This is a genomic window from Streptomyces sp. NPDC058239 (assembly GCF_042882185.1).
GTDB lineage: Bacteria > Actinomycetota > Actinomycetes > Streptomycetales > Streptomycetaceae > Streptomyces.
Map to the genome: position 1 here is coordinate 1 of NZ_JBHVWS010000014.1, position 21,990 is coordinate 21,990.

Below are 21,990 nucleotides of genomic sequence, written 5' to 3' on the forward strand. Positions count from 1 at the left end.
ACGCCAGCAGGCGCAGCCACCGGGCGACCAGCGCCTCCACCGTGGCGTGGTCGAACAGGTCGGTGCTGTACTCGACCCGCCCGATGATGCCCTCGGCCGACCCGCCGGTGCCGCCGCGCTCCAGCAGGTGGATGGCGAGGTCGAACATCGCCGTGGGCGTCCGCACCAGTACGGTCTCGGCGCTCAGGCCGGGCAGGGCGAACTCGGTGCGGGGCACGTTCTGCAGCGCCAGCATGACCTGGAACAGGGGCTGGCGGGCGAGCGACCGGGCCGGGTTGAGGGCCTCGACGAGGTGCTCGAACGGCAGGTCCTGGTGCGCGTACGCGGCCAGCGCGTTCTCCCGGACCCGGCCCAGCAGCTCGGCGAAGGTCGGGTCGCCCGAGGTGTCGGTCCGCAGCACCAGGGTGTTGACGAAGAACCCGACGAGGTCGTCCAGGGCCTGGTCGGTCCGGCCCGCGATCAGGCTGCCGACCGGGATGTCCGTTCCCGCGCCGAGTTTGTCCAGCAGCGCCGCCAGCGCGGCCTGCAACACCATGTAGGCGCTGGCCCCGTGCTCCCGGCCCAGGCGGACCAGCCCGGCGTGCAGCTCGGCGTCGAGGTCGATCGCGAGGTGGCCGCCGGAGTAGGTGGGAGCGGACGGGCGGTGGCGGTCGGCAGGAAGCCGGATCTGTTCCGGCAGGTCCGCCAATGTCCGCGTCCAGTAGGCCGCCTGGCGGGCGAACAGGCTGTCCGGGTCGGCCGCGTCGCCGAGCAGCTGGTGCTGCCACAGGGTGTAGTCGGCGTACTGGACGGGCAGTTCCACCCACCGAGGTTCCTCGCCCCGGCGGCGCGCCGTGTACGCGGTGGCCAGGTCGGTCGACAAGGGGCCCAGCGACCAGCCGTCACCGGCGATGTGGTGGACCACCAGCAGCAGCACATGCTCGTCCGGTGACGCCTCGAACAGCTCGGCGCGCAGCGGTGGTTCGGTCGCGAGGTCGAATCCGCGCGCCGCGGCCGCCGTCAGCAGCTCCGTCAGGTCCGTCCCGTCGGCCGGGGTGACGGGCAGCTTCGGCCGCGTCGCCCCGGGGGCCAGCACCTGCTGGAACGGCACGCCGTCCGCCGCCGGGAAGATCGTGCGCAGGCTCTCGTGCCGGTCGACGACGTCGGCGAGCGCCTTCTCCAGAGCCACCCGGTCCAGCGGCCCGGAGAGCCGCCACGCCAGCGGCATGTTGTAGATCGCTCCGGCGCCCTCCAGCTGGTGCAGGAACCACAGCCGCCGCTGCGCGGACGACAGCGGTACCCGCTCGGGCCGCTCCGCCCGGTCCAGGGCGGGCCTGGCTCGGTCGGCGCCACCCAGAACGGCGGCCAGCCCGGCCACCGTCGGGGTTCGGAACAGGGTGTGCAGCGCCAGCTCGACGCCCAGGGCCGCCCGGATCCGGGCCACCAGCCGGGTGGCCAGCAGGGAGTGTCCCCCCAGGTCGAAGAAGTTGTCGTCGACGCCGACCTGCGTCAGGCCCAGGACCTCGGCGAACAGCTCGGCCAGCACCTGCTCCTGCGGAGTGTGCGGCGCCCTGCCGACCCGCGATCCGGTGAACTCCGGCTCGGGCAGGGCACGCCGGTCGAGCTTGCCGTTGGCGGTCAACGGCAGGGCGTCGAGGGCGACGAATGCCGCGGGCACCATGTAGTCCGGCAGCCACTCGCGGAGGTGAGTGCGCAGTTCCTCCGGCCGAAGCTCGGCGCCTGTGGCGGGCACCAGGTAGGCGACCAGGCGGGTGTCCTCCGCCTGGTCCTTCCGGGCGATCACCGCGACCTGGCCGACCTGCGGGTGTTCCGCCAGCGCTGTCTCGATCTCGCCGAGTTCGATCCGGAAGCCGCGCACCTTCACCTGGTCGTCGGCGCGGCCGAGGTACTCCAACTGGCCGTCAGCGCGTCGGCGCACCAGGTCGCCGGTGCGGTACATGCGTTCACCTGCCGTGCCGAACGGGCAGGCAACGAACCGCCCCGCGGAGAGCCCGGGCCGGTTCAGGTAGCCGCGCGCGAGCCCCGGACCGGCGACGTACAGCTCCCCGGTCACCTCCGGTGGCACCAGGCCCAGCCGCTGGTCCAGCACATACGCCCGGAACCCGGCGACGGCACGGCCGATCGGCGGCACGCCCGACCCCGGCGACAGCGGCTCGCTCATCGTCGCGATGACCGTCGTCTCGGTCGGACCGTACGCGTTGACCATCTGCCGCCCTGGCGCCCATCGCACGACCAGCTCCGGCGGGCACGCCTCACCCGCAACCGCCAACGTCGGCACGGCCACCGAGTCCGGTGACAGCGCCGCCAGCACGGACGGCGGCACCGTCGCATGGGTGAGAGCAAGGCTCGGGTCGGTCAGCGCGGAGACCGGCTCGGTCGCGGGTGCCGGCACAAGGGTGGCACCGGTGAGCAGGGCGCCGCACAGGTCCCACAGCGAGACGTCGAAGCTGGGCGAGGAGAACTGGAGCACCCGGCTGGCCGAGTCGATGCCGAGCCGTTCGACCTGCTCGGCCACCATTCCCCGCAGGCCCGCGTGGCTCACCACCACGCCCTTGGGCCGTCCGGTCGAGCCGGACGTATAGATCACGTATGCCGAGTGCCGGGCGTCCACCACGACGGCAGGATCGGTATCAGGCCACTCGGACACGTCGGCCACCGTCGCCGGGTCGTCGACCACCACGGTCGGCCGCGCGTCCTCCAGCATGAACGCGATCCGCGACTCCGGATACGCCGGATCCACCGGCAGATAGGCGGCTCCTGTCTTCAGGACGCCCAGGACGGCCACCACGAACTCCACCGACCGCGGCAATGCCACCGCCACGATCTGCTCCGCACCCACACCCCGCGCGATCAGCGCATGCGCGAACCGGTTCGCCCACGCATTCAGCTGACGGTACGTCAACTCCATGCCCTTGGAGGCCAGAGCAACGCCCTCGGGCGTCGCCGCAACCTGCGCCGCGAACATCTCCGGCAGACTCGCGGCAACCGCCTCGCCCTCGACGGCGGGCAGCAGCTCGCAGCGCTCCTCGACGGACAGCAGATCTACGCGGCCGAGCCGCTGCTGCGGGTCGGCGACGGCCGCCCTCAGCAGCCGCATCCAGCGCGCCATCATCGTATCGACGGTGGCCGGATCGTACAGATCGCTCGCAAACTGGACGAACGCGTCGATCCCGTCCGGTGAGCCGTCTCCGGCGTGCCGCTCGGACAGCGAGAAGACCAGGTCGAACTTGGACGTGGTCGTGGTCAGCTCCACCTCGTCGACGCGCAGCCCGGGCGGGGCGAAGTCGGCCCGGGGCGCGTTCTGCAGCACCAGCATGACCTGGAACAGCGGGTGATGCGCCAGCGACCGCACCGGGTTGAGGGCCTCGACGAGGTACTCGAACGGCAGGTCCTGGTTGGCGTACCCGGCCAGCGCGGTGTCCCGCACCCGGCCCAGCAGCTCGGCGAACGTCGGATCGGCCGAGGTGTCCGTACGGAACACCAGGGTGTCGACGAAGTAGCCGACCAGCTCGTCGAGTGCCTGGTCGGTCCGGCCGGCGACCGGGCTGCCGACCGGGATGTCGTCGCCCGCGCCGAGCTTGCTCAGCAGCGCCGCCAGCCCGGCTTGAAGCACCATGAACAGACTGGTCCCGTGCACACGCGCGAGCTCGCGCAGGCCGCGGTGCAGCTCCGCGTCCAGCCCGGCGCGCACGAGGCCGCCCCGGTGCGAGGCGACCGCCGGGCGCGGCCGGTCGCCGGGCAGCCGGAGCTGCTCCGGCAGATCGGCCAACTGCCTGGTCCAGTAGGCCGTCTGGCGGGCGAACAGGCTCTCCCGGTCGGTTGCGTCGCCGAGCAGCTCGTGCTGCCACAGGGTGTAGTCGGCGTACTGGACCGGCAACTCCGCCCACTGTGGCTCCTCGCCGCGGCGGCGCGCCGCGTAGGCGGCGGTCAGGTCCTGTGCGAACGGGCCCAGCGACCAGCCGTCACCCGCGATGTGGTGGAGCACCACCTGGAGCACATGCTCGTCCGGCGCGAGCTCGAACAGACCGACGCGCAGCGGCAGATCGACCGCCAGGTCGAACGGTCGGGCGTTCGCGGTCGCCAGCACGTCCGGCAGCCCGGCCTCGGTGGTCCGGCTCACATCCAGCCGCGGGCGGGCCGCCGCGACGTCCAGCACCTGCTGGTACGGCACGCCGTCCACCACTGGGAAGACGGTGCGCAGGCTCTCGTGCCGGGCCGCCACGTCCGCCAGGGCGGCTGCCAGGGCCCGCCGGTCCAGGTTCCCGGACAGCCGCCATGCCAGGGAGATGTGGTAGTTCGCGTCGGCACCCTCCAGCTGGTGCAGGAACCAGAGCCGCCGCTGCGCGAACGACAGCGGGATCCGTTCGGGACGCGGGTGGGGCACCAGGGCCGGCTGCGCCTGGCGGGCACCCGCCAGGGCGGAGGCCACGCCGGCCGGGGTCGGGGTCTCGAACAGGGTGCGCAGCTCCAGCTCCACTCCCAGGGTCGCGCGGACCCGGGCGGTCAGGCGGGTCGCCAGCAGCGAGTGCCCGCCCAGATCGAAGAAGCTGTCCTCGACACCGGCCTCGGCCACCCCGAGGACCTCGGCGAACAGCTCGCACAGGATCTGCTCCTGCGGCGTACGCGGCGCGCGGCCGGTGTTCGTCGGAGCGAGGTCGGGTGCGGGCAGCGCACGTCGGTCCAGCTTGCCGTTGGCGGTCAGCGGCAGGCTTTCCAGGGTGACGAACGCGGCCGGCACCATGTACTCCGGCAGCCGCTCCCGCAGGTGCTCGCGCAGTTCGGCCGAGCCCGGGGCGGCACCCGGGGCGGCCACCAGGTACGCGACCAGCCGGGTGTCGTCGGCCCGGTCCTGCCGCGCCAGAACGGTGACCTGGGTGACTCCGGGGTGCGCGGCGAGCGCCGCCTCGATCTCGCCGAGTTCGATCCGGAAGCCTCGGACCTTCACCTGGTCGTCGGCCCGGCCCACGAACCGCAGGCTGCCGTCCGCACACCGGCGCACGACGTCGCCGCTGCGGTACATGCGCGCACCGGCCGGCCCGAACGGGTCGGCCACGAAGCGCCCAGCGGTCAGACCGGGCCGGTTCAGGTACCCCCGGGCCAGACCGGCGCCCGCGACGTACAGCTCGCCGGGCACGCCCGGGGGCACCGGCCGCAGGTGGGCGTCCAACACGTACGTACGCAGGTCCGGGATGGCCGCGCCGACCTGGCCGGCGGCGCCGGACCGGTCGAGCGCGGCGTAGGTCACGTGCACGGTGGTCTCGGTGATGCCGTACATGTTGACCAGCAGCGGCGCGTCGTCCGGATATCGCTCGTACCAGCTCGTCAGCCGGGTGTGCTCCAGCGCCTCGCCACCGAACACCACGGTGCGCAGGGCGAGCGAACGGCCGGTCTCCGGTGCCTCCTCGTCCGCTTGCATCAGCTGGTAGAAGGCGGACGGCGTCTGGTTGAGCACCGTCACCCGCTCACGCGCGAGGAGCTCCAGGAACCGGTGGGGCGAGCGGCTGGTCTCGTGGTCCACGACCACCAGACGGCCGCCGTACAGCAGCGGGCCCCACAGCTCCCACACCGAGAAGTCGAAGGCGTAGGAGTGGAAGAGGGTCCAGACGTCCTTGGCGGAGAAGTCGAACAGCTCCTGGGTGGTGCCGAACAGCCGCACCACGTTCCGGTGCGGGACCACGACGCCCTTGGGGTTGCCGGTGGACCCGGAGGTGTAGATGACGTAGGCGGGGTGGCCTGGATCGAGGGGGATCTCCGGGTCGGTGTCCGGCAGTCCGTCCAGGTCGGCGGCGTCCAGCAGGAGCCGTTCCACCGGGTCGGCGCCCGGCACTTCACCGATCCCACCCGTCGTCACGAGCAACGACGGCCGGGCGTCCTGAAGCAGGTAGGCGATCCGGGCGGCCGGGTACTGCGGGTCCACCGGAACGTAGGCGGCTCCCGCCTTGAGGACCGCGAGGACCGCCACTACCAGCTCGGCCGAGCGCGGCAGGGCCAGCGCCACCAGCTGCTCCGGTCCCACGCCCCGGGCGATCAGGGCGTGCGCAAGCTGGTTGGCTCGGGCGTTCAACTCGCCATATGTCAGCGTGACTTCGCCGCTCACCACTGCGACCGCAGCCGGGTTCGCCCGTACCTGCCGCTCGAAGAGCGTGGTGATGCAGCTTTCCGGCAACTCTCCGCTCCGGTCGACGACGGCCGGCAGCAGCGCGCGGAGCTCGTCGGCGGACAGCACGTCCACTTGGCCGATCGGCCGACCGGGGGCGGCCACCACTGCGCGGAGCAGCCGCAGCCACCGATCGACGATCCCCTCCACGGTGGCTGCGTCGAACAGGTCGGTGCTGTACTCCACCAGGCCCGACAGCCCGTCCTCGTCGGGCTGTTCGGCCAGCATGAAGGTCAGGTCGCACTTGGCCGTCCCGGTGTGCACCAGGTCTGCTTCCACCCGAAGCCGCGGCAGGTCGAACGTGCCGAGCGGAGCGTTCTGCAACGCGAGCATGGTCTGGAACAGGGGGTGGTGTGCCAGCGACCGGGTCGGATTCAGCGCCTCTACGAGGTGCTCGAACGGCACGTCCTGGTGCGCATACGCGGCCAGCGCGTCGGCGCGCACCCGGCCCAGCAGTTCGGTGAACGACGGGTCGCCGGAGAGGTCGGTACGCAACACCAGGGTGTTGACGAAGAAGCCGACCAGGTCGTCCACGGCCTCGTCGGTGCGTCCGGCGATCGGCGTGCCGATCGGGACGTCGGTGCCCGCGCCGAGCTTGCCCAGCAGGGCGGCCAGCCCGGCCTGGAGCACCATGAAGAGGCTGGCCCCGCCGTCACGGGCGAGCGCGCGCAGGCCCTGGTGCAGTTCGGCGTCGATCCGCACCGGCAGATGGGCGCCCCGGTGGGACATCGCCGTCGGCCTGGGCCGGTCGAACGGCAGCTCGACCTGCTCGGGCAGATCCGCCAACTGCTTCCGCCAGTAGACCAGTTGACTGCTCAGCAGGCTGCCCGGGTCAGTGCCTTCCCCGAGCAGCTCCCGCTGCCAGAGGGCGTAGTCGGCGTACTGGACCGGCAGCGGAGACCACTCCGGCTTCGCCCCCTCGGACCGGGCCGCGTAGGCGGTCGCCAGGTCCCGTGAGAGTGGTCCCATCGACCAGCCGTCACCGGCGATGTGATGCACCACCAGCAGCAGCACGTGCTCGTCGGTTCCCAGTTGGAACAGTTCGGCGTGCAGCGGCGGTCCCTCGGAGAGCTCGAAGCCGTGCCGGGCCGCCGCCACCAGCCGATCCGGCAGGTCGCCCTCGCCGACCTCGGTCACCCGCAGTCGCGGCCGTGCCGCCTCGAGGTCCATCACCCGCTGGCACGGCACCCCGTCGACCACGGGGAAGGCGGTGCGCAGGCTCTCGTGCCGCTCGACCACGTCCGCCAGAGCGGCTTCCAGGGCCCGCTGGTCCAGGTCGCCGGACAGCCGCAGCGCCAGCGGGATGTTGTATGTGGCGCTCGGGCCCTCCATGCGGTGCAGGAACCACAACCGGCGCTGCGCGAAGGACAGCGGGATCGCCTCGGGCCGCTCGCGCCGCCCCGGCGCCGTCCGCGCCCGGCCCGCGCCGTCCACCGCCGCCGCCAGTCCCGCCACCGTCGGTGCGTCGAACAGGTCACTCAGCCTCAGCTCCACGCCCAGCACCGACCGCGCCCTGGCGACCAGCCGGGTGGCCAGCAGCGAATGCCCGCCGAGGTCGAAGAAGCTGTCGTCCGGCCCGGCCACAGCCACCCCGAGCACCTCGGCGAACAGCCCGGCCAGTAGGTGTTCGGTCGCGGTGCGCGGTGCGCGGCCCGGGGCGGCCGAGGCTTGCTCGGGGACCGGAAGGGCCCGTCGGTCGAGCTTCCGGTTCGGCGTCAGCGGCAGTGCGTCCAGCATCACGAACGCGGTGGGCACCATGTACTCCGGCAGCTGCTCGCGCAGGTGCTCGCGCAGCGCGGGCACGGCCACCGTGGTGCCGGGTACCGGAACGAAGTAGGCGACCAGCCGGGTGTCCTCTTCGGTACGCACCACAACGGCGGCCTGCGCGACCTGCGGGTGCTCGACAAGCACGGCCTCGATCTCGCCGAGTTCGATCCGGAATCCCCGGACCTTGACCTGGTCGTCGGTACGGCCGAGGAACTCCAGGTTGCCGTCCGAGCCCCACCGCACCAAGTCGCCGGTGCGGTACATCCGCGAGCCCGCCGGCCCGAACGGGTCGGCCACGAAACGCTCGGCAGTCAGACCCGGCCGGTTCAGGTAGCCCCGTGCCAGGCCTGCGCCGGCGATGTACAGCTCACCCGCCTCGCCCGTGGGCATCGGCCGCAGCGCACCGTCCAGCACATGGAGCCGGGTGTTGCCGACCGGCCGGCCGATCACCGGGCGCCGGCTCGACTCCAGCGGCGCGACGACCGAGTTCACCGTGCACTCGGACGGCCCGTAGAGGTTCACGCAGGAGACTCCGTCGGCCGCGCGCAGCCGCTCCCACAGCTGATCCGGGACGGCCTCCCCGCCCGCTGCGACCATCACGGGACACCGCGGATCGTCCAACATCCCCTTCGCGACCAGAACTTGGAGGTACGACGGGGTGGCCTCGACGAAGTCGAGGCGGCAGCGCCCGGCGTAGTCGACGAAGGCGTCCGGGTCGGTCCAGGTCGCCTGATCCAGGACGTGCAGCTCGTGGCCCGCGAACAGGCTGAGCAACTGGTTCCAGGACGCGTCGAACGAAACCGATGTGGTGAGGGCCACGCGGAGCCGGCGCCTTTCCACGAGCAGGGGCGGGTACAGCGCCCGCTGCTGGTCGGCGAACAGGTTGAGCAGGCCGCCGTACGTCGGCACCACGCCCTTGGGCCGCCCGGTGGAACCGGAGGTGTAGATGATGTAGGCCGGATGCTCCGGTTCCACGGCCACCTCAGGATCCGCTGCCGGGCAACCCGTCACCATGGCCGCGGTCTCCGGGGCGTCGACCACCAGCCGCTCGGCGGAACCGGCCTCGGGCAACCGGTCCCGGGTGCGGGAGTCGGTCACCACCAGGACCGGCCGAGCGTCGTCGAGCATGTACCCGATCCGGGCGGCGGGGTACTCCGGATCGACCGGAACACAGGCGGCTCCGGCCTTGAGCACCGCAAGGATGGCCACCACCAGTTCCGCCGAGCGCGGCAGGGCCACCGCGACCAGCCGCTCCGGCCCGGCCCCGCAGGCGATCAGGGCATGCGCCAGCCGGTTCGCCCGCGCGTCCAGCTCCGCATACGTAAGCGACGCGTCCGGCCCCACCACCGCCACCGCGTCCGGCGTCGCCCGCACCTGCGCCCGGAACACCTCCGGCAGGCTCTCGGCGGAGGCCCGGGCCACCGGACCGGCGCCCAGCGCCAGCAGCTCACGCTCCTCGTCCGCGGCGAGCAGACCGATCCGGCCGACCGGCTCCTGCGGGCCGCAGTGCGCGACGGTGTCCAGCAGCGTGATCAGCCGTCGTTGGTGGACGGCGAGTTCGTCGTCGCTCCAGGTCTGGGGCGCACCCTTGAGTTCGACCCGGAGTTCATTGTCTCCCCGTCGGCCCGTGATCCAGAGGGCCAGCCCGGTGGTCGGTTCCGGGAGCAGGTAGCGCAGCGTGGCGGGGTGCCCGGCGAAGCTCGGCGCGGAGTCGAAGACCAAGATGTTGACGACGAGTGGGAACGCCGCCCCGGGGGGACCGGGAACACCGAGGTCCCGGAACAGGTCCTCGCTGCGGTAACGCTGGTGCGCGAGGGCCGCGTCGGCCTCCCGTGCCGCCTCGGCGACCAGGTCCTGCCACCGCATGTCCGGTCGCATTGGCAGGCGCAGGGGCACCACGTTCGCCATCGTGCCGGGCGTGGACAGCAAGGCGCGTTCGGCCCCCTCGCGCCCGGTGACGGGAAGGCCGATCAGAACGTCCCGGTCCCCGGTGAGCCGGTGCGCGTAGAGAGCCGCCGCCGCGATCAGCAGGCGGGACCAGTGGACTTCGGTATGCGCTCCCCCCGCTCGCAGCGCGTCCACGCGGAGCACCGCCGGTTCCACCGAGGAACGCAGCCCGCTCCCGCCACGCGAAGCTCGGCCGGTGAACTGAGTGGGTTCCGGCCGGTCGGCGAACCGCTCCGTCCAGTACGACCGGTCGGAGGCGCACTGCCCCGAGGCGCGGTAGTCGGCCTCACTGCGGAGCAGGTCGTCCAGCGAACGGAGCGGCGACGGCGGAACCTGGCCGCCCGAGGCCAGCGCCGTGTACATCCGCGTGACCCGCCGCCGGACGAGGGAGAGGCCGAACCCGTCCATCACCAAGTGGTGGTGGTTCTGGTACAGGAGGTGGTGCACCGGCGAGAGGCTGATCAGTGCGAAGCTGAAGAGCGGATCGCGGGTGAGGTCCAGCGGACGCATCCGGTCCCGGGCCATCCATGCCAGGGCCGCCGCCCGGGGTTCGGGCTCCGAGCTCAGGTCGAGCCGGGTCGGTTCCCAGTCCCATGCCGCACGGACGACCTGGCGTGGCTCCTGCCCGTCGTGGACGAAGGTCACGTGCAGCGCATCGATCTCGTCGACGACCCGACGCAGCGCGGTCTCGACGAGCTCGGCGTCAACCGGGCCGTGGACCTCCAGGTATTCGCCGATGCGGTAGGCGTCGAGCGCTGTCCGCGCGCGCTGCTCGGCGAGCCAGATCTCACGCTGGGCCGCCGTCAGGGGAAAGGAGTCGCCATCGCGACGGGACATGGGGGTACCTCCAGGAGTGTGGGCAGGCGTGTGCGCAGGGCGCGCCGAGACGCGCCGACCGCGGTGACGTCACGCGGTCGGCGGTCGGATGGCGCGGCAGTTGCGGTCAGGCGGCGAGTTCGCCGGCCTGGAGCTGCCAGAGGGATGCGTAGAGTCCGTGCTGGGCGAGGAGTTCGTCGTGGGTGCCTTGCTCGGCCACGACTCCGCCCTTGTCCATGACGTAGATCCGGTTGGCGTGGCGGACCGTGGAGAGCCGATGGGCGATGATCACCATGGTCCGGTCGGCCGCGAAGACGCGGAGCGTGCGCTGGATGGCGGCCTCGGTCTCGTTGTCCACGGCGGAGGTGGCTTCGTCGAGGACAACGACCGGCGCGTCCTTGAGGATCGCGCGCGCCAGCGCGATCCGCTGCCGCTGCCCGCCCGAGAGGGCGGCTCCGCGTTCGCCGATCACCGTGTCGTAGCCGTCCGGCAGCGTCGCGATGAAGGTGTGTGACTCGGCCATCATGGCCGCCTCGACCACGGCCTCGTCAGAGGCGCCGAAGCTGCCGTAGCGGATGTTGTCGGCGATGGTGCCGTCGAAGAGGAAGGGGTCCTGGGCGACGAACCCGATCGCGTGGCGCAGATCGTGCCGCGGCAAGTCGCGCACGTCCCGCCCGTCGAGCAGCACGCTGCCGAACTCCGCGTCCTGGAATCGCATCAGCAGCTTGGCGATCGTCGTCTTGCCGGAGCCGGTGGCGCCGACAAGGGCGGTGACCTGCCCGGCGGGGATGGTCAGCGAGAGGTCCTCCAGCGCCGGCGGCCGACCGGGGTAGGCGAAGGTCACGTTGTCGAGGACGATCTCCCCGTGCACCTTCTCGACGTCGAGCGGTTCGCCGGTGCCGTCGGTCTCGGCGGGCAGGGCGCGCAGCCGCTGGACCCGGTCGTAGGCGGTGATCGTGCGCTGGTACTGGTCGACGATGCCGCCGAGCCGGTTCATCCGCAGCAGCACCATCTGGGGCAGCCCGATCAGTGGGCTGAACACCTCGAACGACAGGCTGCCGTTGAGCACCGACCGGCCGCCGATCAGCAGGGTGCCGGCCATCGAGCTGGTCGTGCAGACCCGGACGATCTCAGCGTGACGGATCGTGCTCCGGTCGGTCTGCTGGTTGCTCTCCTGAGCCTCCCCGCTCAGCCCGTCGATGCGCTCGGCCTCGTAGTCCTCGGTGCAGAAGCTCTTGACGGTGGCGCCGGCCTCCAGCGTGTTCACCAGCTGGCTGTGCAGCCTGGCGCGGTGCTCGCCGGAGACGGCGTAGTCGGCCGCGACTTTGTCCTGGTAGCGGACCGACAGCCAGGCGATGACCGGAATGGGCAGGAACGCGATCCAGGCGATCTGCGGTGCCAGCAGCAGGAACAGCGGCACCAGGAGGACCAGGCTGGTGCCCAGTTGCAGCAGGTCGTTGGCCGAGGTGGCGAAGAAGGTGCCCAGCTGACGGACGTCGTCGGTGAGCGCGCCGGCGATCCGGGTGGTCCGTTCGCCCTCCAGGTGCCGCAGTTCGAGGTGCTGCACATGAGCGTACGTCCGGTTGCGCCAGTCGTGCTCGATGTCCTGGCCGAGCTGGCGCCACTGGAGGTTCGAGGAGTACGAGAGGGCTGCCACGGCGGCACAGGCTGCTGCCACCAGCCCTGCCAAGCCCCATAGTTGGGCGGACGCGGTCGTCAGGCCGAAGCGGACGAGCGGCGCGGCCTCGCCCTTGATGAGGACCAGCGCGGTCCAGCCGAGGAAGGTACCGAGCGCCATCTCCGAGACCTGACAGGCGACCGACAGCGCGGAGGCGCGGTAGAGATGCCGACGGTGCGGCTCGACGATCTCCAGCAGGGGGTGTCGTTCGGCTCCTGTTCCGGGCAGGTCCCGGGTCACGTCGACCGTTCTGCGCCAGGCCGTCCGGACAACGGCCGCGGTCGCCGCCGCCACTCCGCCCAGCGCCACCAGCTGCTTGCTGAGCGCCGACCCGCGGATCAGGGCGATGCCGGCCGCCACCCCACCCCCGACGGCGAGCACGGGGCGCACAACGCCGCGATCCGCGCGCGGGGCGGGCTCGGCGGCGGGCCGTGCCGGGGCCGGACGCCCCGCTCCGGCCGAGCCCTCCACGACCAGGGTGACGGCTCTGCGGACGAGCCGGCCAACGTCCGCGGCTTTCACCCGCGCATCGTGCCGGACGAGGACCCCGCCGGTGATCGGGCTGGCCTGCGCCTCGGTGATGCCGGGAAGGCGTCGCAGGGTCGCGGCGAGGACCTCGGCCGCCTGAGGCCGTCCGAGAACCAGCTTGACGTCCCAGCGCTGACGGCCCGGAATGACCGAACGCGGTCGCACGCCCAAATCCACGGAGCGATATCCGGCTGCGGCACCCAGCAGAGATGGCATGTGTACGTTCACCTGTTTGTGAAGGTCGCAAAAGCCGTCACCAGCACGACGGATCAATGCGAAAGAGCGGAATATCTGGGGAAATCGATGTGGCCGACAGATCCGCGGCGGACCGTCACTCGGGCGCATTTCTCCGAGCCCGGGTGACGGCCGGGCCGCCGGACAAACCGTCAGCGCGGCTTGCCGGCGCCGACGCTCGCGCGGATCTTAGGAGCCCTCGCCTCGCCCTCAGCCTTGGCGGCGGCCTCGTCCTTCGCGCCCTTCGGGGCGCTGCTCTCGGAGGCCTGCTGACCGTCACCCGAACGGGCTTCGACGTCACCGGCCGCGATCTGCGCCGCCACCATCTCGGCGGCCACCTCGGCCGCAAGGTCGTGGATGTTCTCTCCGGCCTCAAGGGTCGCCTTCTTCACCTCAACGGCGAGACCGACGGATGCCTTGACGACGCCTCGCATCAGCGGCTTGAGGAGACGCCTGGCCAGTGGAGCGGCGATGAGGCCGAACAGGAAGGGCGGTACTACGGGCGGCATGATGCTCCATCCTCGCTACGCATATGTATGACAGGGACCTCGGGCACTGCGCACACCGAAACAGTGCACAGATGCGCGGACGGAAGCACCCATTTCCAGAATTCGCTTTCCCTGCTGGGTCGAATTCCTCGTCGATGGGGTCCAGTACCCGCTCTTCCGCCACCGTAGTGGAGCCATGTACATCGAGGCCAAATCGTTTCGACCGGGTTCACTCATGTGAGTGCTCTTGATCTTCCCGAGCAACATTGATTGTTGTACGCACACTCACCGAACGTTCTATTGGACCGATTTTCCTACGTACTGATTACTGCCGAGTTTGCATTCACCCGCCGCCGCAGGGCGGGAAACGGCAGCCCGCCCCCAAGCACGGCTTCGTGGAGCCAGACATGGACCTTCCGGGTTCGGTGGTGTCCGATGGGAGCTTGAACCTCACAGCGGCGGAGAGTTCGGCAACCCCCGGGCGTACTGCGTAGAAATCACGCCGAGCAACGGGGCCGCGTCAGGAGCAAGTGGACCTCTGTGGAGTAGATGAAGGCCGCGGACGCGCACATGAGTCCGTTGTTCCGTCAGATACCGAAGAGCCCCGCCGGAGCAATCCGGCAGGGCTTCGTCGTCTTGCGCGCTCTCACACAGGTCTCACCAACTGTGCGGACTCCCCCGGACCGGGAGGCCCTGAACTGGCATTACGCGCCTGTCCTGGATCGACTGGACGCCCCTGAACGGTCGTTACGACCTGTGCCAGGTGGGACCGTCAAAGCTCAAGGACAGTTGTCACCACCCCGCCCGGCCCGTCTCGCAATCCGCGACCGGATGCAGATGCGACCGGAAGCATGGGCCCCTCCAGGGCGGCATGGGTGTCCATCCCGGCGGGCTGGGCGTCAGCGGTTCCCCACGCCAGTGCAGAAGCCCGGCCTGGGGGTAATACGCACCACAAGCCCTCACGCTGCGGCCCGCCGACTCGGTGCATTCCGAGCCCCTTGGCCATGGAGTTGATCGACCGGCCGGTGGGCGCCACCAGCCTGCCCGCATCCCGCTTGAACTCCTCCGACAGTCTCGCCGGCGTCGTTCCGGTCACCCGGTCCTCCTGGCCGGCGAAGCCCCGTCCTTCCTCAGGCCGGCGTCCCGTAGAGGATCACCTCCGCGATTCCCGCAACGCTCTGCGCGCCACCGCCGCTGACCTGGGTGACGGTGATGCGTATCTGGCGCACGTTCGGCGCTGCGAAGAGCTCAGGGAGGGTGTACTGGCCGCTTCGGGTCAGGCCGGAGAGTGCCGTGTCCCAGGTGCTGCCGTCCCTCGAGGTCTCCAGGTCGAAGGTGTACCAGCTGCTGTCCTTGCCCCAATGGATGCGCACTCCGGCGAGGTCGTGGGCTGCGGCCAGTTCCGCGGTGAGCGTCTGGGGGACCGCCGGGGAGGCGGCGTTCCAGCCGGTGCCGAAGGTGATGTCGCCGTCGAAGGCCTTGTCGGGTTCGAAGCCGGTGGCGGCGCTGGACGCCGTGACCGTCTTGATCTGGTCGCGGGCGATCTTCGGCCCGGGGTCGGCCGGGGGTACACCGCCGCTGCCGCCGGGCGGGACCGCGCGGAACTCGCGAATCGAGGGCCACCAGTCACCGGCGCCGAGGATGTCGACCCGTACGTGACGCGTCGTGACCTGTACCTGATGGACGGCGGTGGTGACCATCGTGGTGTTGTCATGCGCGTCGACGGTCGTCGTCCACGTGGTGCCGTCGTCGGACGTCAGGATCCGGTACTGGTACGCGGTCCGGTCGGTCTCCCACAGGATCTGGAACTGCTCTAGCTCGGCCGACGCCCCGAGGTCGACCTGCCACCAGGCCGGGTCGGGCCCGTTCCCCACCCACTTGGACTCCGCTGCGTCGTCCACCGCGTCGGCCGGTGCGTGTCCTGACTGGGCGGTGGAGGCGGTCGCCTCCTTGAACAGGGCCAGGTTCTGCGCGCCTTGGCTCTCCAGCGTGGAGATGTTCTTCCAGGTGGGGTGGGTGCCGTCGGCGACATGGGTACCTGTGTACGGCTCGGTTCGCACGGTGTACTGGCCGCTGTCGAGGCCGGTCGAGGTCGCGGTGAGGGTGAGGGAGCCGCCTGCGGTGCCGGTGGCGATCAGGGCGTAGCCGATGCCGCCCTGGGCCTTCTGCGTCTGGGTCGCGATCCGGGGAATGTTCTCGCCGATCAGCGTGCCGGTTCCGGTCACCTCGATGGCGAGGGTGGCGGAGGAGTCGGTGACGAGGGTGCCGTCGGCGTCGACGACCTTGATGTACACGGGGATCAGGTCGGAGCCGTCGGCGACCGGCCGGATCCGGTCGAGCAGTCCGGCGGCCATGCGCAGGCCCGCGGCCTCCTTCGCCGACAGGGTGCGGCCGCGCTGCGCACCAGCCAGATCGACGAGCTTCTCCGCCTGTCCAGGCTCGACCCGGTCCAGCAGCTTGCGTGCCGTCTTCTTCCCGTCCTGCGAGCTGTCGCCCAGGGCGAAGGCCAGCAGGTCGATGAGCGCGGCCCGGCCGCCCGCGTCGTCGGCGACGACCTCCAAGCGGTGTGCTGCACCAGGGGTGTTGACGTGGTGGGTCGCGGCGAGCACGTCGCCCAGGTAGCCCTCGGCGCTGAGTTCTCCGGCGGCGAACTGCGGCAGGGTGAACGTGTAGTACGGGCTGCCGCCCTTGGCCGCCACGTTCGGTGCGGTCGCGGCGTTGCCGGCACGGGTCTGCTCGCCGACGAGCCGGCCGTTCTGGTACAGCAGGACGCGGTCGGTGTTGCTGAAGACCCGCACCTTCTTCTCGGAGTCGGCGGTGTGGGCGCTGGCGACGAAGACCATCGGGCCGCCGTGGTTCGAATTGCGTGCCGGCTGCATGGACTTGAGCCAGTGGTAGCAGTACTTGGGGTAGCGGTCGATGTCGACGGCGCCGGACTTCTGGTAGACGTCGTTGGTGCCGTAGTCCTCAAATACCCACAGGAAGTAGCCGCCGATTCGGTTGTTGGCGTCGAGACCGCCCCAGTCCCAGTAGCCGTCGCCGTTCAAGTAACGCTGGCGAATGACGACTTGGTTCACCATCGCGCTCTCTCCGGCAGCCCGGTCGGTGCGGCTGGGGTCCTCCCAGTCGCCCCACTCGCGGGTCAGGAAGGGCACGTTCGGCGCGGGATCCGAGCCGTCGGTGTTGACGACCTTGTAGTCGACGTCGTACTCGCCGCCCCAGATCCCGTAGTCCGCCGAGGTGAACATCTGGTCGCCCGGCATCTCGGCGTGCGCGACGGAGTCGGCCTCCTTGGCCCACCACTGCGGGTAGTGGGTCTCGTTGAGAGAGGTCTCCCACAGGATCACCGAAGGGCGGTTGCGGTCCCGCCGGATCATCGTGGCGATGTCGCGATACGTACGGGAGACGAAGGTCTGGTCACCGTTCCAGTACTGCCAGCCCGGCTCGCAGGCCACGACGAGGAGACCGAGTTCGTCACAGGCGTCGAGGAAGGCGACATCGTGCGGGTAGTGCGCGGCCCGCACGGCATTGAACCCGCCGAGCTTCAGCCGGAGTGCCTCGCGGTACTTCATCGAGGCCGGGGCGGCATCGCCGATGTAGGCGTAGTTCTGGTGGCAGTTGGCGCCGCGCAGGTACAGCCGCTCGCCGTTGAGGTAGAACCCGTCCGCCTTGTAGTCGATCCGCCGGATTCCGGTCCGCGTGGTGACCGTATCGACCAGGCGGTCGTCGACGAAGACTTGGCTGACCAGCCGGTAAAGATAAGGGGAGTCGGGATGCCACAGGTGCGGCCGGGCCACGCTCAGGGGCTGGGTGAACGTGCGACCGTCCTTCCCGGAGATCGTCCCGGTGTCCGTGGCGTGTGCGACGGCGGTGCCCTCGGCGTCGTACAAGTCCGTGGTCAATCTGATCCGGGCGGCGTCGGCCGTCTCGTTCACCACATGCGTCTTGACCTGAGCGGTCGCTCGGAGCGTGGTCGCCTTCGAGTACGAGACGAAGACTCCGCCGCCGGCGACAAGGTCCTCCTGCAGCGGGTCGGAGATGTGCACCGGGTTCGTCATCCGGAGCGTGACGCCTCGGTAGATGCCGCCGAAGGTGAGGAAGCCCAGCTGGGTGCGGGGTTTGCCGGGCGGGGTGAGCGGTTCGTCGAGGTTCGACACCCGCACGGCGAGGACGTTGTCGCCGTCGAACCGGACCTTGCCGGTGATGTCCACGACGAAGCCCATGTAGCCGCCCTGGTGCTCGGCGACCTTCTCACCGTTCAGGTAGACGACACAGTCGGTCTGGACGCCGTCGAACACCACGCTCAGCCGCCGCCCTCCGTCCTGCGGATCGAGGCGGAAGTACCGCCGGTACCAGCCGATCCCCGCGAACACGTCGTACACCGAGGGGTGTTTGCGCTCCAGCCGCATCGTGTGCGGCAGCGACACCGCGGCCCACTGCGTGTCGTCGAAGCCGGGCTTGTGGGCACCGGAGACGTCCTCCCGCCAGAAGGCCCAGCCGGCGTTGCAGTTCAGCACCCGGCGCCCGCGCTGGCCGGCGCCGTCGGACACAAACGACACCCCTCCGCCCGGCTCGGCGGCGGCCCGCCCCGCGGGTACCAGCGCGGCGCCCACACCGGCCAGGCCGGCGGCGAGCACACCCCGGCGTCTCACACCATTCATGTTGTCGATCACGCGTCTGCTCCTTCGATGCGTGGTCCGGCGAAAGTGAGGTGTGGTGCGACGGCTACCGGACCGTACGTACCGCCGTCGCACCACACCGATCGGGTCAGGCGCAGACGTGCGCCCCATGCCCCGCTACGGCAGGGTCCAGCGCTGATTCACCGCCGTGCCGTCGCAGTCCTGGATCACCAGCTGCTGCGTCGCGTCAGTTCCGGGCACCGCGAGGCACCGCCCGGACTGCTGGCCCTGGAGCGTGCCGTCGGTCTGGGGCACCCACTGCTGGTTGCCTCCGCCGTTGCACTCCCACAGTTCGACCGGGGAGCCGTTGTCGGTGCCCGCTCCGGTGACGTCCAGGCACCTGCCGGTCGAACTGCCCAAGCGCAGCCGGCCATTGCCCCACCACCACGTCTGCGCGGCGCTGCCCGCGCAGTCGCCCGCCAGCACCCGGGTGCCGTCGGCTTCGGCGCCGCTCTCCGCTTCGAGGCAGGTGTCGGTCAGGCCCGAGGTGACGGGGCCGAGGTGCTGCGGCGACGGTGCGCCCGGGGTGAGGTCGAAGTTGTCGAACTGCTGGGTCTGATAGCCCGTCACCCCGAGCCCGGCCTGGCCGCTGCTGAGCGAGTAGTCGGTCACGCTGCCGAGTTCCTTGCCGTCCACGGAGGCGGTCAGCTTCGTGTCCTGCAGGGTGAAGGCGACGGTGTGCCATTTGTTCAGGCCGAGGGTGCTGGTCCGTCCCCCGGTGAGCCGGGTGAACTTCCACGTGGTGTCGCTCTTGTCGATCGACCAGGTGCCGTTGTTGCTCACGCGGAGGTGGTACGCGTTCAGGCCGTTGTTGTTGCGGCCCTGCTGACCGACCCGGCCGAGGAGTTCCACCGTGCCCTTCTCGCTGAACAGGGCGTCCGCGGTGACGGTGTAGTTGGACCAGGACCCATCGCCCATGATCGAGTACGGGGCGTTGTAGGGCTCGTCGGTCCACCGGATCGGGCTGGTCGGCGCCATCTGGCGCAGACAGGTGCCGGAGCGACCGCCGGCGCACACCGTGGTCTCGAAGGCGCCGTTCATGTCGGTGAAGTAGCGGGGGCTCTTCGAGGCGGCTCGCTTGTCGAAGTTGTCGGAGTAGGGCAGTTGCAGCGCGGCCTTGGCCGGGGACGTCGCGGTGCCCTTGCCCTGGCCGCTGGTCGTCGTGAGGGTGTAGACGTGCCCGGGCTCCAGGGTCAGCGAGTACGAGCCGTCCACGGGCGTGATGTCCGCGCCCCGGACGAAGTCGTCATCGGTGCCGGACGACTCCACATCGGTGGACCAGACGTGGACCGTTCCGGTCGGGAGCCCACCCCGGACGGTGAGGTTTACCGTCTGCTCCGCGGTGGCGTCCATCGTCTCGATGACGGTGGAGTAGTCGGAGCCGTTGTGCGACTTCAGCGACACGTAGCTGCCGTTGGAGCGATCACCGCCCAGATAGCCGCTCGCCGAGTCGATGTAGCTCCAGCCGGGCCGGGTGAACTGGGCGGTGTGCGCGGTCACCCAGGTCGTCGCGCCGATGTGGTAGGCGCCGGACCACGGCTGGTTGGCGATCGACATGCCGTCCGTGGAGAAGAAGAGGTTCGGGTAGAGCGACGCGATCACCGGCCAGTTGACGAACGCCGTCATCTTGCCGTCGATGTAGTCGCGGTTGATCGCGCGGGCCACGGCCTTGGCTCCGCCATCGGTGTCGAGGGACCCGTTCTCGCTGGCCCACAGCGGCTTGTCCATGGACTGGGCCACGTCGCTGGAGGGGCATGAGGTGAAGGCGCTCTGGTAGCCGCAGGGGTAGTGCGATCCGATGACGTCGACGGCGTCCTTGAACTCGCTGTCCTTGGCCATCGCGTCGGCGACGTCCCAGCCGAAGCTCTCGGCCGCGACGACCTTGGTGCGGTAACCCTTCGCCATGAGCGTCGACTTGAGCTGCTTGAACCAGTCGGCGTCCCAGCCCCGCTCGTTCCAGCCGCCCACGTAGTCGATGGTCAGCCCGTGCTTCTTCGCGCAGCCGAACCAGGACATCAGATAGTCGATCATGTCCTGGGACCAGAAGTTGCCGCTGCCGATCCACCCCGGCGCCCCCCAGGACAGGGCCTGCAGCTTGATGCGGGGGTTGCGGGCCTTGGCCTGTTCTGCGAGCCACCACTCGTAGCCGCTGTTGCAGTCCACCTTGTCGCGGGTGTGCATGTGGCTGGGCTCGGCGCCGTCGGTGGAGTTGGTGTCGCCGCCCACTTCCAGCTTCAGGAACTGCAGGGACGCGCCGTAGCCCGGCTTGAAGAGGTAGTCGAGGATCCGGCTGCGCTGCGGCTCGGGGTAGTCGATCAGCAGCCGCGAGTTTCCGCCGCCGCCGCTGATCGCGCCGATGCCGTCGAAAGTGCGGCCGGACTGAGTGCCGTCGACGGTGACGGCCGTACTGGTGGCCGCGTGGGCGGGCGGTACGCCCCAGCCCGTCACGGCACCGAGGAGCAGTGCCAGGAGCGCCGCGAACAGCGCCGGCCTCCACTTGCTTGTCCAGGTCATGTCGACTCCGAGGTGGAAGGGGAGTACGTGATCGTTCCGACAGACACCGACTGCGATGTTCGGTTGTGGTGGATTACTGGAGGCACAGACAACACGATCCGCACCCCCGTCGGGCCACGAATCATCGGAGCTCGACCCCGTCGAGTTCTATCCCTGCGACTCAGGTGACGCCATGGAGGAATGTCGAACGACCTTGGACTTCTGTCCACCACGTCGCCAACTCGCCTTAAACCATGGTCATTTAGGGAAAGCGCTCTCTCTAGAGGTAAGCGACCAAGTCGGACGGCCGTACGGCGAAACGGAGTCGATCTATCCGATCTCCCGCGCCGCCCACCTGCCGAGAAAGGTGCACCAAAACCCTCGACGTTCGATCAGCCGAACGGCTCACATGGGCGCTGCTGTTGGATCGCGTTCTGTTCTGAGTGACCATGTGGACCGCGATGACGCAATCACCCTTCCCTCTGCCTTCAGGAGCCGTCATGAGATTCCCTCCTGCCGCCACTTCCGCCCACGGCCCCGGGCGCCGCACCATCCTGCGCGGACTGGGCGGGGCGACGGCCCTCGGCGCCGGCATCCCGCTGCTCGGCGCGTGCGGCGGCAACGCCTCGGGGTCGTCCGACCCGAACACGGTCACCCTCGGCTCCGGCGCCTCCGACGACGTACCGAAGAAGGCATTCGCCGACGTCTACGCCGAGTTCACCCAGCGCTCCGGCATCAAAGTCGAGGTCAACACCAAGGACCACAACACCTTCCAGGAGCAGATCAACTCGTATCTGCAGGGCACACCGGACGACGTGTTCGGCTGGTTCACCGGCTACCGGATGCAGTTCTTCGCGGCCAAGGGGCTCTCGACCCCGATCGACGACGTCTGGAAGAAGACCGGCGGCAACTTCCCCGCCGCCATGCACGACCTCAGCAAGGGCGCGGACGGGAAGTACCACTTCGTTCCCATGCACACCTGCCCCTGGGCGGTCTTCTACCGGAAGAGTGTCTTCCAGAAGTACGGGTACGAGGTGCCCGCCACCTGGTCCGCGTTCATCGCGCTGTGCAAGCAGATGAAGAAGGACGGTCTGGTCCCCATCGCCTTCGGCGACAAGGACAAGTGGCCCGCCGGTCAGGGGCACTTTTCGTTTCCCCGATCACCCGTCGGACACCGTGCTTCGTGAAAGTACGAGGCTGGGG

The 21,990-nt window shown here is 70.2% G+C and carries 5 protein-coding genes and 1 pseudogene; 1 reads left to right on the top strand and 5 read right to left on the bottom strand.

Going from position 1 to position 21,990, the window contains the following annotated elements; translation table 11 throughout:
- The 5 genes from ACFVYE_RS17595 to ACFVYE_RS17615 form a co-directional block, all read right to left on the bottom strand.
- The coding region (locus ACFVYE_RS17595; RefSeq protein WP_389606221.1) for an amino acid adenylation domain-containing protein at positions 1-10,708 on the bottom strand (10,708 nt) is incomplete at its 3' end.
- Positions 10,709-10,814: 106 nt separating this feature from the next.
- Positions 10,815-13,058 carry an ATP-binding cassette domain-containing protein gene (locus ACFVYE_RS17600; protein ID WP_389606223.1) on the bottom strand — a complete coding sequence of 748 codons (2,244 nt, stop codon included), beginning with the start codon at positions 13,056-13,058 and terminating at the stop codon, positions 10,815-10,817.
- 221 nt (positions 13,059-13,279) lie between these two features.
- The gene (locus tag ACFVYE_RS17605) at positions 13,280-13,636 is read right to left on the bottom strand and encodes a DUF5132 domain-containing protein (protein ID WP_114248407.1); all 357 of its coding nucleotides are present in this window, start codon (positions 13,634-13,636) and stop codon (positions 13,280-13,282) included.
- Positions 13,637-14,745: 1,109 nt separating this feature from the next.
- The gene (locus ACFVYE_RS17610; protein ID WP_389606225.1) at positions 14,746-18,288 is read right to left on the bottom strand and encodes a discoidin domain-containing protein; all 3,543 of its coding nucleotides are present in this window, start codon (positions 18,286-18,288) and stop codon (positions 14,746-14,748) included.
- A gap of 123 nt (positions 18,289-18,411) precedes the next feature.
- A complete protein-coding gene (locus ACFVYE_RS17615; RefSeq protein ID WP_389606227.1) occupies positions 18,412-20,808 on the bottom strand; it encodes a ricin-type beta-trefoil lectin domain protein in 2,397 nt (798 codons plus the stop codon).
- Positions 20,809-21,287: 479 nt separating this feature from the next.
- Between ACFVYE_RS17615 and ACFVYE_RS17620 the strand changes: the two are divergent.
- A pseudogene (locus tag ACFVYE_RS17620) lies at positions 21,288-21,920 on the top strand (ABC transporter substrate-binding protein); the annotation flags it as partial.
- Between the last annotated feature and the right edge of the window lie 70 nt (positions 21,921-21,990).

Bases quoted from the DNA above. Each gene is read 5' to 3' on its own strand.
- ACFVYE_RS17615 (WP_389606227.1), bottom strand. From the start codon at position 20,808: ATGACCTGGACAAGCAAGTGGAGGCCGGCGCTGTTCGCGGCGCTCCTG.
- ACFVYE_RS17605 (WP_114248407.1), bottom strand. From the start codon at position 13,636: ATGCCGCCCGTAGTACCGCCCTTCCTGTTCGGCCTCATCGCCGCTCCA.